This is a genomic window from Arthrobacter pascens, from assembly GCF_017052465.1.
In the GTDB taxonomy this organism is placed as follows: domain Bacteria; phylum Actinomycetota; class Actinomycetes; order Actinomycetales; family Micrococcaceae; genus Arthrobacter; species Arthrobacter pascens.
In genome coordinates this window covers 413,441-432,275 of the sequence record NZ_JAFHKT010000151.1, presented here as the reverse complement: position 1 = coordinate 432,275, position 18,835 = coordinate 413,441, and the positions used below count along the sequence as shown (strand labels likewise).

Genomic DNA, 18,835 nt, shown 5'->3' with positions numbered 1-18,835 from the left:
GGACTTCGCCTGCGCGGCTTTCGGGCTTCCGCGGCACCCGTTCGGCTGCCGCAATCACATCAGGGGCGGGGCATAGACTCGGGCTGTGGAGACTTGGACTGTTGAAACGGACGACGGCGGCCGGCTGGAGGTGCATTCCTTCCGGCCCGGGCTGCTCACCTCCGCTGACGGCGGCCCGGCAGCGTCCCGCACCGCTCCCGAGGCCGCCAGCGCCTCCGGTGACGCGCCCCCGGCGGAGGCTCCCGGCGTCGTCGTTATCCACGGCACCCTGGTGACCGATGCCCTGTACCGGCCGTTCGCCCGCAAACTCAGCCTCCTGCTCAGCCGCCCGGTGCACTGCTACAACCGCCGTGGCCGGGCCGGATCCCCGCCGCAGCCGGACGGCTACTCGGCGGCCACCGAGGTGGGCGACCTTGCCGCCGTCATGCGGGCCACCGGGTCCGAGGATGTGGTGGCCCACAGTTACGGCGGCTTCGTGGCACTGCAGGCTGCCCGCAGCATGCCGATCCGGCGGCTCGTGACGTACGACGCCGCGGTGTCCCTGTCCGGCAACCTGGACCACCGGTGGCGCCCGGAGCTGGAGCAGGCCGTCACCGATGGCCAGCTCAACCACGCCTGGGCGCACCTGGTGCAGGGACTCGCCACGGCGGGACCGGTGTCCTACCTGCCGCTGGGGGCCCTGCGGATGCTGAGCATCCTGTCCGCCCGGACCAACCTCGGCGCAGAGATGCGGCAGCTCCTGCCCACCGCCGTCGCAGAAATGCGGGCGGTGCTCGACGCCAACGCGGAGCTCAACGACTTCACCGGGCTGACCACCCCCACGCTGATGCTCAGCGGCGGCTGGAGCCCGGGATACTTCGCCGATACCGGCCGCCAGCTGGCCGCGGCCGTTCCCGCGATCGAGTTCGCTGTGGTGCCGGGGCAGCTGCACGAAGGTCCCATCCGTCCCGGGAAACGCCTGGCCGTCCGGATGGCACGCTTCCTGAACGGCACCGACGGCAGCATCCAGTCGCTCAGCAGGCGGCGCCGGCGCCGGTAGGCAATCGCCATCTCGTTCGTGAGCGATATCTCCCAGTGCTTCCGGACGCGACCTGGCTGTCAGAGGACCGCCACCTCCGATAGGCTCGGAGCATGACGCGCGAGATCATCAGCACACCCGACGGCGGCACTCTCGAGTTGTTCAGCACGGGCGCTGAACTCGCCTCCGCTGGCTCCGGCGTGGTTGTGGTGACAGCATCTATGGTCACGGCAGCCGATTACACGCGCTTCGCCCAGAAACTCAGCGCTTCACTGGGCCGGCCGGTGCACACATTCAACCGGCGGGGCCGCGGCAGTTCGTCCGAGCAGCCCGGTGACTACACGCTGGACGTTGACATCCGCGACCTCGAAGCCGTGATGAAGCACACCGCCAGCACGGACGTCTTCGGGCACAGCTTCGGCGGTGCAGTGGCGATTCACGCGGCCCGCCACCTGCCGGTGGAGCGGCTCGCTGTCTACGATCCGGCGGTCTCCGTCAACCAGAGTGTCAAGGCCGACTGGACCACGGAATATGAGCGCGCGACGGCGGCGGGAGACGACGACCGCGCCCTCGCCGTCCTGCAGCGGGGGCTGGAGGCGGGCGGGCCCTTCTCGTCGCGCATGCCGCTGTCCATGCTGACCCTCGCCAACAAGCTCACGGCCGGAACGTCTGTGGGAAAGCAGCAGCGCGAGATGATGCGCACGGGCGTCCGCGAGATCAAGGCGATCATCGCGGCGGACATGCCCGCCGAACCGTTCCTGGAACTGCCACTCGAAACGCTCATCATCGTGGGCGAAAAGAGCCCGGCCTATTTCGGTGTGGCGTGCGGGCAGATCCACGACGTCCTCTCCGGGTCCAGCTACACCATCCTCCCCGGCTTCGGGCACGACGGCGTCAACCGCGCCCCGGACAGGCTCATCACCGAGCTGAGCGACTTCTTCGCCGGCTGATCCTGGCCCCGCGCGAACAAGCAGATAACGCCCCCAAGCAGGGGAAAACAGGGCGTTACCTGCCAGTTCGCGCTTAGTGAGCGGGGTTTAGTGGGTGGGGGCGGGGGCCGCTTCGGCGCCTGCCGTCTTTCGCATCATGGCGGACAGGACGACGGCGGCAACGGCGATCACTGTTGCCGTCAGGAACGCGGCGCTCATTCCCGCAACGAGCCCCGACCCTGCAGCGACCACAGCGAAGATGGACACCAGTAGCGCCGTGCCCGCGGCACCTGCGACCTGCTGCAGTGTGCTCATGATGGCCGAACCGTGCGAGTACAGGTGCGGCGGCAGCGGGTTCAGTCCCGTGGTGAAAGCCGGCGTGAACAGCAGCGCAAGACCGAAACTCAGCCCGACGTGCAGGGTGACGATCCACCACACCGCTGTGCCCGCGTCGAGCATGGAAAACTGCCACAGCGCCAGAACCATCAGGGACGAACCCGTCACGGTGAGGGGAAGCGGCCCCACCCTGTCGAACAGCCGGCCGATCACCGGGCCGAGCAGGCCCATGGCGAGTCCTCCCGGCAGCAGCGCGAGGCCGGTCTCGAGGGATTTCAGGCCTCGGATCTCCTGCAGGTACAGCGGCAGCAGGATCACGGCGCCAAAGAGGGCAATCATGGCCACCACCATCAGCAGCACCGACACCGTGAACATCCGGAAATTGAAGGCCCTCAGGTCCAGCAGCGGCGCCTCGGACTTCTGCAGCCGCAGCTGGCGCAGCACGAACGCCACGAGCCCGGCGACGCCGACGGCCAGGGCAACCAGCGCGCCCGTGCTGGGTCCGCCGCCGGCACCATGGCCTCCGCCGATCTGGCTGAGTCCGTACACGAGCCCGCCGAATGCGGGGACGGTCAACACCACGGACAGGAAGTCGAGCCTGGCCTTGGCGGTCTCGCCGACGTTCGTCAGGTAGCGGGCACCGATCGCCAACGCTGCCAGCGCGATCGGCAGGACGAAGACGAACATGAAGCGCCACGAGAAGTGTTCCAGGATCAGGCCGGACACCGTGGGGCCCATCGCCGGGGCCACGGAGATGGCAATGCTGACATTGCCCATGACGGCGCCGCGGCGGGCCAGCGGAACGAGGGTGAGGATGGTCGTCATCAGCAGCGGCAGCATGATCGCGGTACCGCCTGCCTGGATGACCCTTGCCAGCAGGAGGATCCCGAAGCCGGGTGCCAGCGCGGCCAGCGCGGTTCCGCCGGAGAAAAGCCCCATGGCGAGCAAAAACACGGCACGGGTGGACAGCCGCTGCAGAATGAAGCCGGTGGTGGGAATCACGACGGCCATGGTGAGCATGAAGCCCGTGGAGAGCCACTGCACCGTGGGGGCGTCCACCCGAAGGTCCACCATCAGGCGCTGCAGGGCAACGTTCATGATGGTCTCGTTGAGGATCACCACGAAGGTGGCCACGAGCAGCGTGACGATGACCGTGACGGACTCGCGTGACATTTTGTCGCCGGAGGGAGCAGGCCTGTGGGCCTCCGGCGTCCGGACCGTCGAGGTGTCCGTCTGCTGAGTGGCGGCCTGCGTTCCGGAAGGCTCCCGCCCGGGCTCACCGTACGAATTTGACGTGACTTCGGTAGACATGGAGAGACCCTCAGAGAGTTGGAAAGGATTGCCGGCGGGCAGCGCCGCTGCAGACTCCAACAGTCTAGTGTCCCCGGACATTCCCGTACACGGGGCACGGGGCCCTAAGGGCGCCCGAAAGCCCGCCCTAGGAGCTCAGCGGGAGGTTGTCGATCAGCCGCACCGGACCGACTTTGGCTGCGACGATGGCCAGCGCCTCACCCCGGAACGGCGTCTCCCGGCAGTTCTCGGCCAGCGGTTCCAGGGTCCGGGGATCCACCACCTCCAGATAGTCCAGCTCCACCAGGGGCTGGGACTCGATCAGGGCCAGGGCAGACTCGACCTCCAGCGGCTTGCGGGCATTGGCCCGCTCCTCGAGGAGCCGCAGCGCGCGGGAGAGGACCAGCGCAGCCTCGCGCTCCTCGGCGGACAGGAAGCGGTTGCGGCTGGACAGCGCCAGCCCGTCTGCTGACCGGATGGTGGGAACGCCGACGATTTCCACCGGAAAGTTCAGATCCGCGACCATCTGCCTGACCAGTGCCAGCTGCTGTGCGTCCTTCTGCCCGAAGTAGGCGCGGTAGGCGGGGAGGCCTCCCCCGGAGCCGGTGACGAATGCGTTGGCCCCGGGCAGTCCGGTGGCCGGAATCCCGAGGTGCAGCAGTTTGGCCACCACGGTGAGGGCGCCGTCGAAATGCCCCGGGCGCGACGCTCCCTCCCATTTTTCACCGAGCCTGCCGGACGTGATCCGGACCGTCGGCTGCCCGTCCGGGTACATCTCCTCCAGCGAGGGGGCGAACACCAGGTCGACCCCCTGCGCCTCGAGCAGCGCCAGGTCATCCTGCAGGGTGCGCGGATAGCGGTCGAGGTCCGCCGCATCGCCAAACTGCAGCGGGTTCACAAAGATGGACGCCACCACCACGTCATTCTGTTCGACGGCGGTGCGCGCCAACCGCGCGTGGCCCTCGTGCAGGGCGCCCATGGTAGGTACGAGTCCCTGGGAGGAACCCTCCTTTTGGGTCAGGAGCAGGCGGCTCTGGGCGCGCAGGGATGCCGCGGTCGTAACGAGTCGGATTGCCATGTCAGTGTCCTCCCTTGGCCCCGGGGCCGTCTTCGTCTGGTCCGTCTTCAGCCGTGGCGGTGAGGGCTTGGCGGATGTCGTCCAGCTGGTCAGCCTTCAGCAGCCCCCTGCTTTCGGCCCGCCGCGCCGTTGCCCGCGCCATCGCCAGGTACGCGGCGAGGATGTCGCCGCCGGCACCGGCGTCCTGCTCGCGAAGTGCCCGCGCATGTGCCGCGACGGTCCCCGCGTCTCCCCGGGCCACCGGGCCGGTCAGCGCCGACTCGCCGGAGGCGAGGGCATTCTCGAGCGTGGCCCTCAGCAGCGGGCCGAGCATGCGTTCGGGAGCGTCCACGCCCACTTCACTCAGCAGCTGGGAAGCCTGTGCGACGAGCGTGACCAGGTGGTTCGAGCCGTGCGCCAGGGCGGCGTGGTAAATGATCCGGTCCGCTTCGGCGATCACCACCGGCTCGGCCCCCATTTCCACCACCAATGCCTGCGCGATGGGCAGCATGACCGCATCCGCCGTGACCCCGAACGTGCAGTCCAGGAGCCGGGTCAGGTCAAGGCTCATGCCGGTGAAGGTCATGGCCGGGTGCAGGGCCAGCGGCACGGCACCGGCGGCACGGACGGGACGCAGGACGCCCACGCCGAAGCGGCCCGACGTGTGGGCAACGAGCTGCCCCGGCTGCCAGGCGCCGAGCTTCGCCAGCCCCTCCACCAGCCCGCCCAGGGCGTCGTCCGGCACGGCCAGGATCACCAGTTCCGAGCGCTCCACAATGTCCTGCACCTCCAGGACGGGAACGCCGGGGAGCAGCGTCTCCGCCCGTTCCCGGCTGGCCTCTGACACGGCGGAAACCCCGACGACGGCGTGTTCGGCCGCGCGCAGCGCAGCGCCAAGGACGGCGCCTACTTTGCCGGCCCCAATGATTCCAACGCCAAGGCGTCCGGGCTTAGCCACGTTGCGGGCCTTCCTGTTGGGGTGATGGAGAAGTCTGCTGGTTGAGTTTGTCGAGATCGGTTTCGCTCCCCATCCGCTCCCTAACCTCGCCAGCTCGGCCAGGGAACCCAGCGGTCGTGGCCCCAGGCTCAACCAGCGGCGGCTGCTCAACCAGCGGGGCCACTTGCGCCAGCCACTGCTCGCTGGTCTGGCGACGCCGGGCGGCCCGGGCGCGGGCGGCCTGCTGGTCGAAGAGTCCCCGCGCCTCGTCCACGTCGGCCTGGATCACGCGCGGGGTGACCGGGCCGGCGGTGGTGTGCAGGACGAGATCCGCGAGTCCGAACCGGCGCGCCAGCGGACCCTGGTGCAGCGCCATCGACTGTGTGCGCTGATGCGGCACCACCACAAGCTGCCGCCACCAGCGGCCGGACCGCATGAGCAGGGCGGTGTCCGTGGCGGTGAAGCCATTCCGCCGCCATCCCAGCGGGGCGAGGAAACGGCCGCGGCGCGGCGTGGTCACAAAGCCTCCGTCGGAATCCAGGCCGTTCAGCCCGCCATGGAAAACCCCCACGGGGTCGGCGGTTCCCGGGTCCGGCAGGACCATTGCCAGCATGTTCAGCACGTCGCCGATGCCGCCGACGGGCAGCAGCGTGGTCCGCGATCCCCCCTCGCCGTTGTTCCCGACGGCCCCGTACCCCGCCACGTTGACCTGCATCCGGTACCAGCCGAAGATGCGCCACAGAGGCGGCTGCACCACCCTCAGCGCCTGGACCCTGCCTGGCGGCAGGGTCTGCGCCTGGGTGTCCAGCAGGCCGTAGCGGAGGCGGATGCCGTCCGGGGAGATGGCAGCCGTGAAGTTGTATCCCTTATGGAACGATGCCCAGTACGCGGCGAACAGGCCCAGCGCCGCGGGAATCAGGTAGAGGAAAAATCCCCGGTTCTCGGTGATCGCGGACAGCACCACGGACGCCACGCCGCCGAGGATGATGAAGACACTCTGCTCGCTCAGCAGCAGGGATCCGATGAGGCGCGACGGCGGGACGCGCAGCACCTGGTGCTCCGGCGCCTCCGGTGGGGCTGCTTCGACCTGCCCGGGCTCCAGCTGCACGCCCGAGGCGCGCGCCAGGATGGCGGCGCGCAGCTGCCGGGCATCGTCCAGGCGGAGATAGGCAAGCCGCACCGCGGATTCGCCGGCGTCCGCCACCTCGAACTTCAGTTCCGCGAGCCCGAAGATCCTCGCCAGCAGCGGCTGGACAATGTCGATCGCCTGGACCCGGTCCAGCCGGGCCTGGCGCTGCTGCTTGAACAGGAAGCCCGTGTTGACGCGGACGTAGCCTTCGGCCACCTGGTACCGGGTGAAGTACCAGGACAGGATGAACCCGGAAACCGCGAGCAGCAGCATGGCGGCACCGCCGGCGAGGAGCCACGGCGTGCGGCCGGCTATCCGGTCGTCAACGAGCGGGCCGCCCTGCAGCATCCTCTCGAACGAGTCACGCCCGAAGAAGTACCCGATGGCCACGAGCGCCAACCAGCCCCGCACGAAGGGGGACGCCGGATGCACCCGGAGCCACTCGCCGTCGGGCGTTCCTGAAGGGTGCCCGGCCGCGGTCACAGTCCGGCCAGCCTGGCTTCACCGCGCGCCGAGAGCTGTTCCCGCAGCCGCGCACCTTCCGCGGTGGGCAGTCCCGGGATCGTGGCGTTCGTCCCGGCGGACGCCGTGTGAAGCTTGACCGTGCACAGCCCCAGGCTCCGTTCGACCGGGCCCGCGCTGATGTCCACGTACTGCATCCGGCCGTACGGGACCACCATGACGCGCTGGAAGAAGATGCCGCCGCGGATCAGCAGGTCGTCGTCGCGCTCGGCGTAGCCGATGGCCCGGACCTGCCGCGGAATCAGGACCAGGCGCCACAGCGCGAGGACAAGTATGAACGCCGGCACCGCGATGGCGAACCACAACGGCGGCCAGCGCCACCAGCCCAGCAGGACGAACGCCAGAGGCAGGCTCAGGACGGCCACCGTGATCAGGTTTCCCACGGCCCATTCCACCACGCGGACCGTGACATATTTGGGCGAAACGCGCAGCCACGCGACCCCGGGGGGATCAATCGCCGCGGTAGGCATATTCGCCTTCCCCCTTGGCCTTGCCTGGGCGCGGCCGGCCCGGGAGCCCGTTCCCGGCCTCGGAGTCGCCGTCCTCCGGCGGAATCTTGCAAAAGCGTTCGACGACGAGCCCCACCACGATCATGACCAGCCCGCCGCCGGCCATGCCGAGAGCGAGCCACGTGAGTTCCTGGCTGTTCCGCAGGCTCCAGATCTGCAGCAGCTCAACGAAGATCCCCGCGTGCCAGCCGAGCAGCATGGCGCCTGTGTAGGCACAGGCCTGCGCGAGGACCAGGGTCCAGGCGGCCAGGATCGGGTTGAGCATTTTCTTCTTCTTGCCGTTCCGCCAGCGCAGCACACGGATGCCCAGCACCAGGGTGAGGACCACGATCACGCCCATCGTCACCAGGCCGGTGGGAGGCAGCACCGGGGTGGCCAGTCCGTACCGGCCACCCAGCACGGCCGCGGACCAGCCGGCGATGGCCAGAGCCAGGCCGACCACCGCGAGCAGCAGCGGGTTCAGGGGCTTCACTGCTATTCCACCGCCCCCGCCGTGGGGATTCCGTTGAAGTCGCCGAAACCGTCAAACGGGGTGAGGTCCGCGAAATCGGCGGCCCGGGCTGCCAGCGCGCCGACCCGCTCCCCGTTCAGGATTGCGGTGGGCTCGATGAGCGACCAGGGGTAGAGCACGAAGGCCCGTTCAGCCGCGCGCGGGTGCGGCAGGGTCAGCTCGGGATCTGAGCTTTCCAGGTCCCCGTAGACGATGATGTCCACGTCAAGGGTCCGCGGTCCCCAGCGCACCTCGCGGACCCGGTGGTGCTTGTTTTCAACCGCCTGGCAGTGCCTGAGGAGGTCGAGGGGTTCCAGCGAGGTTTCCACCGAAATCACCATGTTGAGGAAATCAGGCTGGCCTTCCGGCCCGCCTACCGCTTTGGTCTGCACCACCGGCGAGACCGCGAGGAGACGCACTTCCGGCCGGTCCACGAGGTCCGCAACGGCCCCGGACAGCGTGTCGTTGCGCTCCCCCAGATTGCTGCCCAGGGCCAGGACCGACCGCGTGTAGCGGCCGTTGGTGGGGGCCGTGTTCATGTGCGCTCCCGGTAAACGCTGACCGCGACGTCGCCGAAAGGAACCTCGATGGGCGCCTTCGGCTTGTGCACAGTGATCTCCACGGCTTCGATGTTGAATTCCTTGAGCAGGCCTTCGGCCATTCTCACAGCCAGGGCTTCGATCAGGTTCAGGGGCTCACCGGTGATCCAGTCTTTGATCCGCCCTGCCACTTCCCCATAGTGGGCGGTATCCCTGACGTCATCCGATGCAGCAGCCCGGCCGAAGTCCAGGTGCAGGACGGCGTCCACCACGAACGGCTGGCCCTCGCGGCGCTCAAAGTCGAACACCCCGTGATAGCCGGTCGCGGTGACACCGCGCAGTGAGATCCTGTCCATCGTTTTCCTGCTCAGCCTCTCCTAGTCAGCGGCCGGGATTCGGTGCGCCCAGGCGGGCGGCGACCTTGACGGCGTCCAGGCTGGGGCCGACGTCGTGCACGCGCACGGCCCAGGCGCCGCGGGCGGCGGTGATCGCAGTGATGGCGGCGGTGGCGGCGTCACGCTCCTCCGGGAGCGCCGCCTTGCCGGCCACGGTCAGCAGGGTGCCCAGGAAGCGCTTGCGGGAGACCCCGACGAGCACCTTGTGGCCCATCGCCTCAAGCCGGTCAAGGTTCCCCAGGAGTTCCCAGTTCTGCTCGTCGGTCTTGGAGAAGCCGATGCCCGGGTCAATGATGATCTGTTCAGGCTGCACGCCTGCGGCATACAGCTTGTCCCGCACGCCGCTGAGCTCGGCGACGACGTCATCCGCCACATCCTGGTAGTCGGTCAGGGACGTCATGGTCTTCGCGTCGCCGCGGCGGTGGGTCAGAACGTACGGCGCTTTGCTCTTGGCCACGAGTTCGGCCATGCCCGGCTCGATGGTCAGGCCGGAGACATCGTTGATGATCGCCGCTCCCGCTTCAAGGGCGGCTTCCGCCGTGGAGGCGTGGGTGGTGTCGATGCTGACCAGGGCGCCGGCCTTGGCCAGCGCGGCAACGACGGGCAGGACGCGCCGCTGCTCCTCTTCGGGGCTGACGTCCTCCGCGCCGGGGCGCGTGGACTCGCCGCCGACGTCGATGATGTCCGCGCCGGCGTAAAACATCCGGAGGCCGGCAGCAATGGCGTTGTCCGCCGTCGCGTGCTTGCCGCCGTCGCTGAACGAATCCGGAGTGACGTTCAGGATGCCCATGACGAGCGACCGGCCGGTGGGCAGGTCTTCAAATTTGGCAGCCGGCCGCGGTTTGCGCAGAACGGGCAGCGGGGATGTTGCGGGTCCGGTTCCAGGTGCTGCAGCTAGGGAGTCCATAGTCTGTTGTTTACCTTCCGAGTATGAGGCTCATGGCTTCGGCACGGGTGGCCGGGTCATGAAGTTGCCCGCGGACCGCGCTTGTGACGGTTTTGGCCCCGGGCTTGCGGATGCCGCGCATGGACATGCACATGTGTTCGCATTCCACCACCACAATGGCACCGCGCGGCTTGAGGAATGTGACGAGCGCTTCGACGATCTCCGTGGTGAGCCGTTCCTGCACCTGGGGACGGCGGGCGTAGATGTCCACCAGCCGTGCCAGCTTGCTCAGGCCCGTCACCTTGCCCTCGTGCGACGGGATGTAGCCTACGTGGGCCACACCGTGGAACGGCACGAGGTGGTGCTCGCACGTTGAGTAGAACGGGATGTCCTTCACCAGCACCAGTTCCTCGTGGTCGAGGTCGAAGGTGGTGGACAGCACGGTGGCCGGATCCTGGTGCAGGCCGGCGAAGACCTCGGCGTAGGCCTTGGCGACACGCTTGGGCGTGTCCTGCAGGCCGCCGCGGTCCGGGTCCTCCCCGATGGCCAGCAGGATTTCCCGCACAGCCGCTTCAATCCGTGGCCTGTCCACCTTGTGGTGCTTGCCGGATCCGCCGTGCGCCGAGTGGTCGGCGGAGGCGGAAAAGTCATCGTCGTCGAAGTGAGTCACAGCAAAGAGCTTAGCCGTGGTGGCCGTCCGGGCCCGCTTCCGTGACTCCGCCCTGGAAGGTGGCATCCTCGGGAACACCCTGCGGATGCGGCGGCAGGGCGTCCAGCGGCTCCTCCAGCCGGGCCTCCTTGGCTTCTTCCTGGGCCTCGCGTTCGGCCTTCTCCAGCCGCGACTCCACCGGGCCGGCCTTCTGGACGGGACGGGTTTCCTTGGACAGCCACACTTCGCGGAAGTCGCGCTTGCGGATGTCGCGGAAGACGTCGGCGATCTCGGCCTGGTTCAGGGTTTCCCGTTCCAGCAGTTCCAGGGCCAGACGGTCCAGGACATCGCGGTTCTCGGTGAGAATGGCGTAGGCCTCGTCGTGGGCCTGGTCGATGAGGCGGCGGACCTCCTCATCGACGATGTAGGCGATCTGGTCCGAGTAGTTGCGCTCGTGGCTGGCGTCGCGGCCGAGGAACGGCTCGCCGCCGCCCTGGCCCAGGCGAACCGCGCCGACGCGTTCGCTCATGCCGTACTGCGTGACCATCTGGCGGGCCGTGGCGGTGGCTTTTTCGATGTCGTTCGAGGCGCCGGTGGAGGGATCGTGGAAGACGATCTCTTCGGCGACGCGGCCGCCCATGGCGTAGGCCATCTGGTCGAGGAGCTCGTTGCGGGTGACGGAGTACTTGTCGTTTTCCGGGACCACCATGGTGTAGCCGAGGGCGCGGCCGCGGGGCAGGATGGTGATCTTGGTGACCGGCGCCGAGTTGCGCAGTGCTGCCGCCACCAGGGCGTGGCCGCCTTCGTGGTAGGCCGTGATCTTGCGCTCGTGTTCCTTCATGACGCGGCTGCGCTTCTGCGGGCCGGCCATGACACGGTCAATGGCCTCGTCCAGGGCGCGGTCATCGATCAGGTTGGCGTTGGAGCGGGCGGTCAGCAGCGCGGCCTCGTTGAGCACGTTGGCAAGGTCTGCGCCGGTGTAGCCCGGGGTCTTCTTGGCAACGGCCTTGAGGTCCACGCCCTGCGCGATCGGCTTGCCCTTGGCGTGCACGTGGAGGATCTGGTCGCGGCCTACGAGGTCGGGGGCTTCGACCGAAATTTGCCGGTCGAAACGGCCGGGGCGCAGCAGCGCCGGGTCAAGGACGTCGGGCCGGTTGGTGGCGGCGATCAGGATGACGTTGGTCTTGACGTCGAAGCCGTCCATTTCGACGAGCAGCTGGTTGAGGGTCTGCTCGCGTTCGTCGTTGCCGCCGCCGATGCCGGCACCGCGGTGGCGGCCTACGGCGTCGATCTCGTCGACGAAGATGATGGCGGGCGAGTTGGACTTGGCCTGTTCGAAGAGGTCGCGGACACGGGAGGCGCCCACACCGACGAACATTTCGACGAAGTCCGAACCCGAGATCGAGAAGAACGGCACACCGGCCTCGCCCGCGACGGCGCGGGCCAGCAGGGTCTTGCCGGTGCCCGGAGGGCCGTACAGCAGCACACCCTTGGGGATCTTGGCGCCCACAGCCTGGAACTTGGCCGGCTCGGCCAGGAATTCCTTGATTTCCTGAAGCTCTTCGACGGCTTCATCGGCGCCGGCAACGTCCGCGAAGGTCACCTGCGGCATGTCCTTGTTGACCATCTTGGCCTTGGACTTGCCGAACTGCATGACCTTGGACCCGCCGCCCTGCATCCGGGACAGCAGGAACCAGAACAGGACACCGAGCAGCAGCACGGGGATCAGCAGGGAGAACAGCCCGGAGAGCCAGTTGCTCTCCACGGGCTGGTCCGTGTATCCCTTGGAGGGGTTGGAGTCGGTGACGGCCTTGACCACGTCCGGCCCGCGGTCGTTGACGAAGAAGAACTGGACGTTTTTGCCCTTGTCCTGCCCGTCGATGACCAGGTTGTCCTTCAGGACCAAATCCACACGGTTCTCGCCGTCGAAGATCTTTGCCTGTTCAACCTTGCCGCTCTCGGCAAGCAGCTCGAGGCCCGGCTGGGTGTCGATCCGCGTCGCACCGCCCGGAGCCAACGTTGCAAAAGCCAGCAGGAGCATACCGACAACAACGATGATCCAGATGCCCGGGCCCTTGAAGAAACTCTTAGCTTTCATCTGTTCGGGGCTGGCCCCGTCCCTCCTGGTAGTGCTGCACGGCGCGTGGTCTGCGCGCGTGTGGTGCTGCTTCAGCTTCTAGCATTACACCGCCGCCCTAATTCACGCACGGTGTACAGCAAAAGTTCCCTATGGGCGTAGTCTCCGGGGGCCTCGAGCCCGCTGTTACCGGAGCCGCCCGGTGCCGCCAAGTCATTTTTGCACCACTTTGGCGCCGCGCCAGATCCGGCTCCTGCGTAACCCCTGAGTCCGTCCTATCCGCGGTCCGCCAAAGTGGTGCAGAAATGCGTCACGGCTGCCGCCTGGCTGCCGCCACGCACGTTGCCCGGCAGGTTCTCCACATAGCGTGCTGTCCATGTTCCGGGTTGGCCGTGCGGCCGGGCACGCTGGACGCTATGCAGCCTTCGGATTTCCTCACCCGGCAGGGCGGCGTGGCCAGGCTGGCGCACCTCCGGAGTGCTGGCTTCACCCGGAGCCAAATAGGCCAGGCAGTGAACTCAGGGCAGGTGCTGAAACCCCGGCACGGTGTCTACCGCTCGCCCGGAGCCAGCGATGACTTCGTGCGCGCCTACGAAGTCAACGCAGCCGTTACCTGCGTGTCGGCGGCGGGCCACTATTCGCTCTGGACGCTGAGGGATCCTGGCCGGCCACACCTGGCGGCCAACCACCGGCGCCTTCCCTCCCAAGTCGTGGCCCATCGGTTCAACGGAAATATCTCGACGCTGCTGCCTCCGGTGCTTCCGTTGAGGGACGTCCTGGTCCATGCACTCCAGTGCCTCCCCGAACTGGAAGCCCTCGTTATGGTCGAATGTGCCTACAATCGCGGCGAGACCGATCCCGATTTCCTGCGGCGGCTGCTGCCCGGCAACCGGAACGGCCGCGCTCGGGCTGTTCTGAATCTTGCCGAGCGCGGTGCGGATTCGCTGCTGGAAACGGTGGCCCGCGTCCTCTTTCGACGCCACGGATTCGAGGTCCGGACGCAGGTATTCCTTGAGGGCATCGGCTACGTGGACTTCCTGATCAACGGATGCCTGATTGTTGAGATTGACGGGGTGGGCTTCCACTTCAACAAGGCCCAGTTCAAGAAGGACATCCGGCGGAACAATGTTGGCGCAGCAGCCGGCTACCGGGTGCTGCGATACCTTTACGAGGACGTGCTGCACCGCCCCGAGCAGATGCTGGAACAGATCCGGCTGACTCTGGCCACTCCCCCGCGGTCAACCCGCTGACGCCGCGCGCCCTCTTGCGCGGCGCAGACTGCCTGGCACCGCCCACGCGTCGGCCCCGGCGCCACATTTTTGCTCGTCTTTAACCCCGCCCTAAAGCAGTCGCGCCGCCGGCGGGCCCTCACACAGAGGGTTCGACGGCGGCGCGGTCACCGAAGCGGTGCAGAAATGCAGAGCCCCGGCGAATTGCAGAGCTTACTCGTAGACGTGCGGTGCCAGGGTGCCCACGAAGTCCAGGTTGCGGTACTTTTCGGCGTAGTCCAGGCCATAGCCCACCACGAACTCGTTGGGGATGTCGTAGCCGACGTATTTGACGTCGATCTCCACCTTGGCCGCCGTCGGCTTGCGGAATGCCGTGCAGACTTCGACGGACGCGGTGCCGCGGGACTCAAGGTTGGTCTTGAGCCAGGAGAGGGTGAGCCCGGAATCGATGATGTCTTCCACGATGAGCACGTCCTTGCCCATGAGGTCGGTGTCGAGGTCCTTGAGGATGCGGACCACGCCGGAGGACTGTGTGCCGGAGCCGTACGAGGAAACGGCCATCCAGTCCATGGACACGTGGCTGTGGAGGGCACGCGCGAGGTCGGCCATGACCATGACCGCGCCCTTCAGCACGCCGACGATGAGGAGTTCGCGGCCTTCATAGTCCTTGTCGATCTCCGCCGCGAGTTCAGTGATGCGCTGCTGGATCTGTTCCTTGGTGTAGAGAACGTGCTTGAGGTCTGCCTGGACGTCGGATGAATCCACCAAATGCTCCTGTGTAGATGCGGGTGCCGAGATGCTGGTGCGGCTATGAACGGGTCGGTTTATGAAGCCGGAATACTAGCTTCCCACAGCGGGCGCCCCCTCGGGGAACCCCGGCCCCTTCGGTGCCCGCCCCGTCCGCCAGCAACTGCGCCAGCGACAGGCGGTAGACGCTCACTCCGCCGGGTAGTTCCACCGGGCCCGCGGAGCCCTTCCGCCGCAGCAGGGCTTCGGCCGCGAGGAGCCGCTGGTAGCTGGGCTGCTGGCCGCCGACGTCGGCCGCTGCCTTGGCGATCACCCGGAACCTGATGGCCGGTGACAGTCCGTTCAGGGCTTCCTCCGACAGGCTGACGTCCCGGCCGGACCGCTCTGCGAGCGCACTGAACGTGCTGTTGGCCACCTCCTCCAGATAGTCCGCGTCCAGCTGGAGAATGGCGGCGGTCCGGGCCAGGGATTCCGCGACTCCCGGGCCGAGCTTTTCCTCAAGCAGGGGCAGCACCTCAACCCGGGTCCGCGAGCGTGCAAAGGAGGGGTCCGCGTTGGTGGGGTCGTGCCAGGGATCGAGTTCCTCTGCCCGGCAGATTTCCAGAGTGTCCGCCCTGCGCAGCCCGAGGAAGGGCCGCAGCAGCTTCCCGCGCGCTGGCCTCATGCCCGCCAGGGACCTGGTCCCGGAACCGCGGGCCAGGCCCAGCAGTACCTGCTCGGCCTGGTCGTCGAGGGTGTGCCCAAGGAGCACCGCATCCGCGTCCCATTCCGCCGCGGCCTCGTCCAGCGCCGCGTGCCTCGCGTCCCGGGCCGCCGCTTCCGGTCCGAATCCACTGGCGGCAACGTCCACCGCGCGCACGAGTACAGGGTTGAGACCGAGTTCCTTGAGTGTTTCGGCGGTGCGGGCTGCCACGTCCGCGGATCCCGGCTGCAGCTGGTGGTCCACCACCACCGCACCCACGGCCACCGGATGCCCGTCAACATGGCCACGGCGCGCGAAGTAGGCAGCCACGGCAGCCAGCGCCAGCGAATCGGGCCCGCCGCTGCAGGCCACGAGGATCCTGTCCGGGTAGCCTGCCTGGGCCAGGGCGTCCTGCAGCATTTTCCGCGCGGTGCCAACCACCGGCGCCAGGCGGCCGGGCCGCCGTCGTCCGCTTTTGAGCGGCTCTCCGCCCGGGTGTGGCTCTCCGCCGGGGGCGGGGGCCGGTCCGCCGGAAACGTCCTGCACGGAAATTAGAGCCCCATCCTGTCGAGCCAGATCTTCGCGTCGTGGATTTCCGGCTCGGTGGGGAGGTTCCCGGCTGCGTCCCAAACGCGGTTGAAGCCTTCCATCCCGGCAACTTCCACCACGGCGCGGACGAACTTGGCCCCGTCGCTGTACTGGCGCATCTTGGCATCCAGGCCCAGCAGGTTGCGGATGAACTTTTCGATCACGCCGCGGTCCTTGCCCCGGTCATTGAACCGCTGCCGGATGGTCTTCACGGAAGGAACGATGCTGGCGTCCACCGCATCCATCACCACGTTGGCGTGCCCTTCGAGCAGGCTCATCACGGCGGTGAGGTGGGACAGCGCAGCTTTTTCCTCGGGTTTCTGCAGGAGATCGAGGATGGCGCCCCTGCCGGGGGTGTCGCCGGACACCGTGCGGTCCTTCAGGGAGCGGGCGGCCGCGGTCGCCCGCTCCATCAGCGAGTCGACGTTGCCGAGGAGATGGCTGCTGAGGTTGTCGATTTCGTTGAGCATGTGGTGCCGCAGCCAGGGCGCCGCCGCAAACTGCACGCGGTGCGTCTGTTCGTGCAGGCAGACCCAGAGCCGGAAGTCCTCCGGCGTCACGTTGAGCTCCCGCTCCACGGCAATGATGTTCGGCGCAACGAGCAGCAACCGGCCGCCCGACGGCGCAGTGGAACCTTCGGCAAGGGCGGCGAAGGGGTCGTACTGGCCCAGGACCTTGCTGGAAAGGAACGCCAGCACCGCGCCAAGCTGGCTGCCGGTGATGGCGCCGCTGACGCTGGCGGCCCCGGGACTGATGGTGCCCTTGCGGTTCTCCAGCATCCGTTCGATGGCGGGCTTGAGCATGACGGCGAAGCTCTGGGTGTTCGCCCTGGCCCAGGACGCCCGGTCAACGACGAGGACCGAGGAATCCCGGAGATCCCGTGCGGCGTCCAGGCCGGTGATGTGATGCACGTGGGCAACCGACGCGTCGGCGGCCCAGCGCAGCTGGTCGACGGCTTCGCCGATCTCCCGGGCGCTGAGGGGCGGGCCGGCGGGAGCCAGGCGGGCGGCAGCCGACGCGGCCAGCTCCCAGTTGATCAGGGTCTGGGCCGGTTCTGCGGTCTGGGCTGAGGTCTGGGCTGCGGTCTGGCCTTCGGCCCCTGTCTGGCCTGCTGTTGACTCCATACGCTCCATCACACCACACGCTTCCGGCTCTGCGCCTTAAGTTCGCCGACTGGCGAACAGCAGCGGGCTCCCCGTCGGCGCACGCCCCTTGATACCGGGCCTAGCTGCAGCCGCAGGCCGCGAGCACAGTGGCCGAGGCGTCCAGCGCCGGCTTGTTGCCCGCCGCCCCGGGTGTCAGTTCATTGCCGATGAAGGAGAACACCAGCAGCCTTCCGTCGGCATCCACCACATAGCCGCTCAGCGCGATGACGCTATTCAGGGTGCCGGTTTTGGCGCGGACCAGCCCCGCACCCTCCGCACTGGAGTCGTCGATGTACCTGTCGTCCAATGTCCCCGTGAGGCCGGCCACGGGGAATCCGCCCAGCGCGGCCCGCAGCCGGGCGTCAGGCCCGGAGGTGATGGCACGGACCACTTCGGCAAACTGGCGGGCGGAAACCTGGTTCGCGAGGGCCAGCCCGGAAACGTCCGCCACCGTCATGCCGCCGGTGGGGATGCCCAGGTCCGTGAGCTGCTGGAGCACGGCGGCAGTGGCGCCCTCGTTGCTTGCGGGTCCCCCGGCGGCCACCGCGGCCATCCGCCCCAGTGTTTCGGCGAGGTAGTTGTCCGAGGTCTGGAGCATCAGGTCCACCTGCTGGCTGACTGTTGCCGATTCCACCCGGCCCAGCACCGCGGCGTCCGCCGCCGGCTTCCCTTCCACGCGTCCGACGCCGGTGGCCACCTTGAGGCCCGCGGCGGCACCGGCCGCTTTGAGCTGGGCAGCGAACGCCTCCCCCGCGGAGATGGCCGAGTCCTGCGGCCGGGGCCCGGTGGTGACGGCGGGGTCGAAGCGCGCCGCATTCAACGCCAGCGGGAACAGCGGAGCCACCTCCCCTGCGGCGACGTCATCCGGACTCCACGCCGGGCTGAGGGAAGGGCCGGTGAACAGGGAGTCGTCCACGAGCACCTCCACCGGTCCGGCGAAGCCGTCCTTGCGCAGCGATTCCGCAGTCTGTTTGGCAAGCGTGGCAAGCCCGGCATGGCCGAGAACCTTGTCCTCTGCAGATTCGCCCGGGCCAAGGAGGACGTCCCCGCCGCCCACCAGCACCACGGTCCGCGACGTGGCGCCTGCCGGCCCGGTTGCCGGTCCCGCAACAGCTTTGGTGGTGAAGCGCGCGTCCGGACCGATCGCCCGCAGCGCCGCGGCGGCCGTCAGCAGCTTCATGTTCGAGGCGGGGACCCTGTTGGCCGCGCCGTCCCGGTCGAACAGCACTTTGCCGGTGGCGGCGTCCTGGACAACCCCGGTAAAGGTGCCGCCGCCGTCGGTCCTGAGAACCGGGTCCAGCCGGGCGGCCACCTCGGCAGGTGCGGGAACGGGCGCCGTCGTGCTCAATGGGCCGATGCCCTGGGGAACGGACAACCGTTCCGGCACGAGCTGCCATGCGGGGGTCTGCACGGGTCCCGGCGCCGACTGGGCCGTCCCGGTCAGGCCCGGCGCGACCAGCATCCCGGCAGGAAGGGCAAGTGCGGCAAGAAGCACCGTGAGGAGCAGGGTGGGCCACGCCCGGACCAGCGCCTGAAACTGCCCTGTGAGCCTTTCGCGGCTGGTTGCCATGCCCGTGGTGCCCCTCATGCCGCTGATCCTCAAAGTCCTGAAATTACCCCATTAGTTCCTGAAACCTGGGCCTCTCGCTATATCCTCAATAGTAGTCGGCGGCAGCGACTG

The 18,835-nt window shown here is 68.1% G+C and carries 18 protein-coding genes; 3 read left to right on the top strand and 15 right to left on the bottom strand.

Annotated features, from left to right (window positions below; genetic code table 11):
• The first annotated feature begins 85 nt into the window (after positions 1-85).
• Positions 86-1,039 (top strand): alpha/beta fold hydrolase, encoded by a 954-nt coding sequence (locus tag JYA52_RS20170; protein WP_205655142.1) that lies wholly within the window; start codon positions 86-88, stop codon positions 1,037-1,039.
• A gap of 92 nt (positions 1,040-1,131) precedes the next feature.
• Positions 1,132-1,968, top strand: coding sequence for an alpha/beta fold hydrolase (locus JYA52_RS20165; protein ID WP_205655141.1), 837 nt, complete (start codon positions 1,132-1,134; stop codon positions 1,966-1,968).
• 87 nt (positions 1,969-2,055) lie between these two features.
• On the opposite strand, the gene JYA52_RS20160 is transcribed toward JYA52_RS20165, so the two are convergent.
• The 11 genes from JYA52_RS20160 to ftsH all read right to left on the bottom strand — a co-directional run bounded on the left by JYA52_RS20160 (position 2,056) and on the right by ftsH (position 12,784).
• The gene (locus JYA52_RS20160; RefSeq protein WP_205655140.1) at positions 2,056-3,594 is read right to left on the bottom strand and encodes an MDR family MFS transporter; all 1,539 of its coding nucleotides are present in this window, start codon (positions 3,592-3,594) and stop codon (positions 2,056-2,058) included.
• A 127-nt stretch (positions 3,595-3,721) separates the two neighbouring features.
• On the bottom strand, positions 3,722-4,651 hold the full coding sequence (locus JYA52_RS20155; RefSeq protein WP_205655139.1) for a 4-phosphopantoate--beta-alanine ligase: 930 nt from the start codon (positions 4,649-4,651) through the stop codon (positions 3,722-3,724).
• 1 nt (position 4,652) lies between these two features.
• Positions 4,653-5,588: a Rossmann-like and DUF2520 domain-containing protein gene (locus tag JYA52_RS20150; RefSeq protein WP_205655138.1), complete on the bottom strand. Its 936-nt coding sequence runs from the start codon at positions 5,586-5,588 to the stop codon at positions 4,653-4,655.
• On the bottom strand, positions 5,581-7,179 hold the full coding sequence (locus JYA52_RS20145; protein WP_205655137.1) for a PH domain-containing protein: 1,599 nt from the start codon (positions 7,177-7,179) through the stop codon (positions 5,581-5,583). Before JYA52_RS20145 ends, JYA52_RS20150 begins: the two co-directional genes overlap by 8 nt.
• Positions 7,176-7,688 (bottom strand): PH domain-containing protein, encoded by a 513-nt coding sequence (locus tag JYA52_RS20140; RefSeq protein ID WP_205655136.1) that lies wholly within the window; start codon positions 7,686-7,688, stop codon positions 7,176-7,178. The genes JYA52_RS20145 and JYA52_RS20140 overlap by 4 nt, the downstream gene beginning before the upstream one ends.
• On the bottom strand, positions 7,669-8,199 hold the full coding sequence (locus tag JYA52_RS20135) for a DUF3180 domain-containing protein (protein WP_205655135.1): 531 nt from the start codon (positions 8,197-8,199) through the stop codon (positions 7,669-7,671). The genes JYA52_RS20140 and JYA52_RS20135 overlap by 20 nt, the downstream gene beginning before the upstream one ends.
• A 2-nt stretch (positions 8,200-8,201) precedes the next feature.
• On the bottom strand, positions 8,202-8,756 hold the full coding sequence (gene folK / locus JYA52_RS20130; RefSeq protein WP_205655134.1) for a 2-amino-4-hydroxy-6-hydroxymethyldihydropteridine diphosphokinase: 555 nt from the start codon (positions 8,754-8,756) through the stop codon (positions 8,202-8,204).
• Complete coding sequence (gene folB / locus JYA52_RS20125) at positions 8,753-9,112, bottom strand: dihydroneopterin aldolase (protein WP_205655133.1); 360 nt, start codon at positions 9,110-9,112, stop codon at positions 8,753-8,755. The genes folK and folB overlap by 4 nt, the downstream gene beginning before the upstream one ends.
• A gap of 25 nt (positions 9,113-9,137) precedes the next feature.
• Positions 9,138-10,058, bottom strand: coding sequence for a dihydropteroate synthase (folP, locus tag JYA52_RS20120; RefSeq protein ID WP_205655132.1), 921 nt, complete (start codon positions 10,056-10,058; stop codon positions 9,138-9,140).
• Positions 10,059-10,068: 10 nt separating this feature from the next.
• A complete protein-coding gene (folE, locus tag JYA52_RS20115; RefSeq protein WP_205655131.1) occupies positions 10,069-10,707 on the bottom strand; it encodes a GTP cyclohydrolase I FolE in 639 nt (212 codons plus the stop codon).
• A gap of 10 nt (positions 10,708-10,717) precedes the next feature.
• Complete coding sequence (ftsH, locus tag JYA52_RS20110; RefSeq protein WP_205655130.1) at positions 10,718-12,784, bottom strand: ATP-dependent zinc metalloprotease FtsH; 2,067 nt, start codon at positions 12,782-12,784, stop codon at positions 10,718-10,720.
• Between the two features lie 395 nt (positions 12,785-13,179).
• On the opposite strand from ftsH, the gene JYA52_RS20105 reads away from it, so the two are divergent.
• Positions 13,180-14,013, top strand: coding sequence for a type IV toxin-antitoxin system AbiEi family antitoxin domain-containing protein (locus JYA52_RS20105; RefSeq protein ID WP_205655129.1), 834 nt, complete (start codon positions 13,180-13,182; stop codon positions 14,011-14,013).
• 192 nt (positions 14,014-14,205) lie between these two features.
• Here the strand turns inward: JYA52_RS20105 and hpt are convergent, their stop codons facing one another.
• The 4 genes from hpt to dacB form a co-directional block, all read right to left on the bottom strand.
• Entirely contained in the window at positions 14,206-14,757 is a 552-nt protein-coding gene (hpt, locus tag JYA52_RS20100; RefSeq protein WP_205655128.1) for a hypoxanthine phosphoribosyltransferase, read from the bottom strand.
• A gap of 43 nt (positions 14,758-14,800) precedes the next feature.
• On the bottom strand, positions 14,801-15,841 hold the full coding sequence (gene tilS, locus JYA52_RS20095) for a tRNA lysidine(34) synthetase TilS (RefSeq protein WP_205655290.1): 1,041 nt from the start codon (positions 15,839-15,841) through the stop codon (positions 14,801-14,803).
• Between the two features lie 131 nt (positions 15,842-15,972).
• On the bottom strand, positions 15,973-17,133 hold the full coding sequence (locus tag JYA52_RS20090) for an Rv3626c family coenzyme F420 biosynthesis-associated protein (RefSeq protein ID WP_504739521.1): 1,161 nt from the start codon (positions 17,131-17,133) through the stop codon (positions 15,973-15,975).
• A 100-nt stretch (positions 17,134-17,233) separates the two neighbouring features.
• Positions 17,234-18,724 carry a D-alanyl-D-alanine carboxypeptidase/D-alanyl-D-alanine endopeptidase gene (gene dacB, locus JYA52_RS20085; protein ID WP_372433959.1) on the bottom strand — a complete coding sequence of 497 codons (1,491 nt, stop codon included), beginning with the start codon at positions 18,722-18,724 and terminating at the stop codon, positions 17,234-17,236.
• Positions 18,725-18,835: the final 111 nt, after the last annotated feature.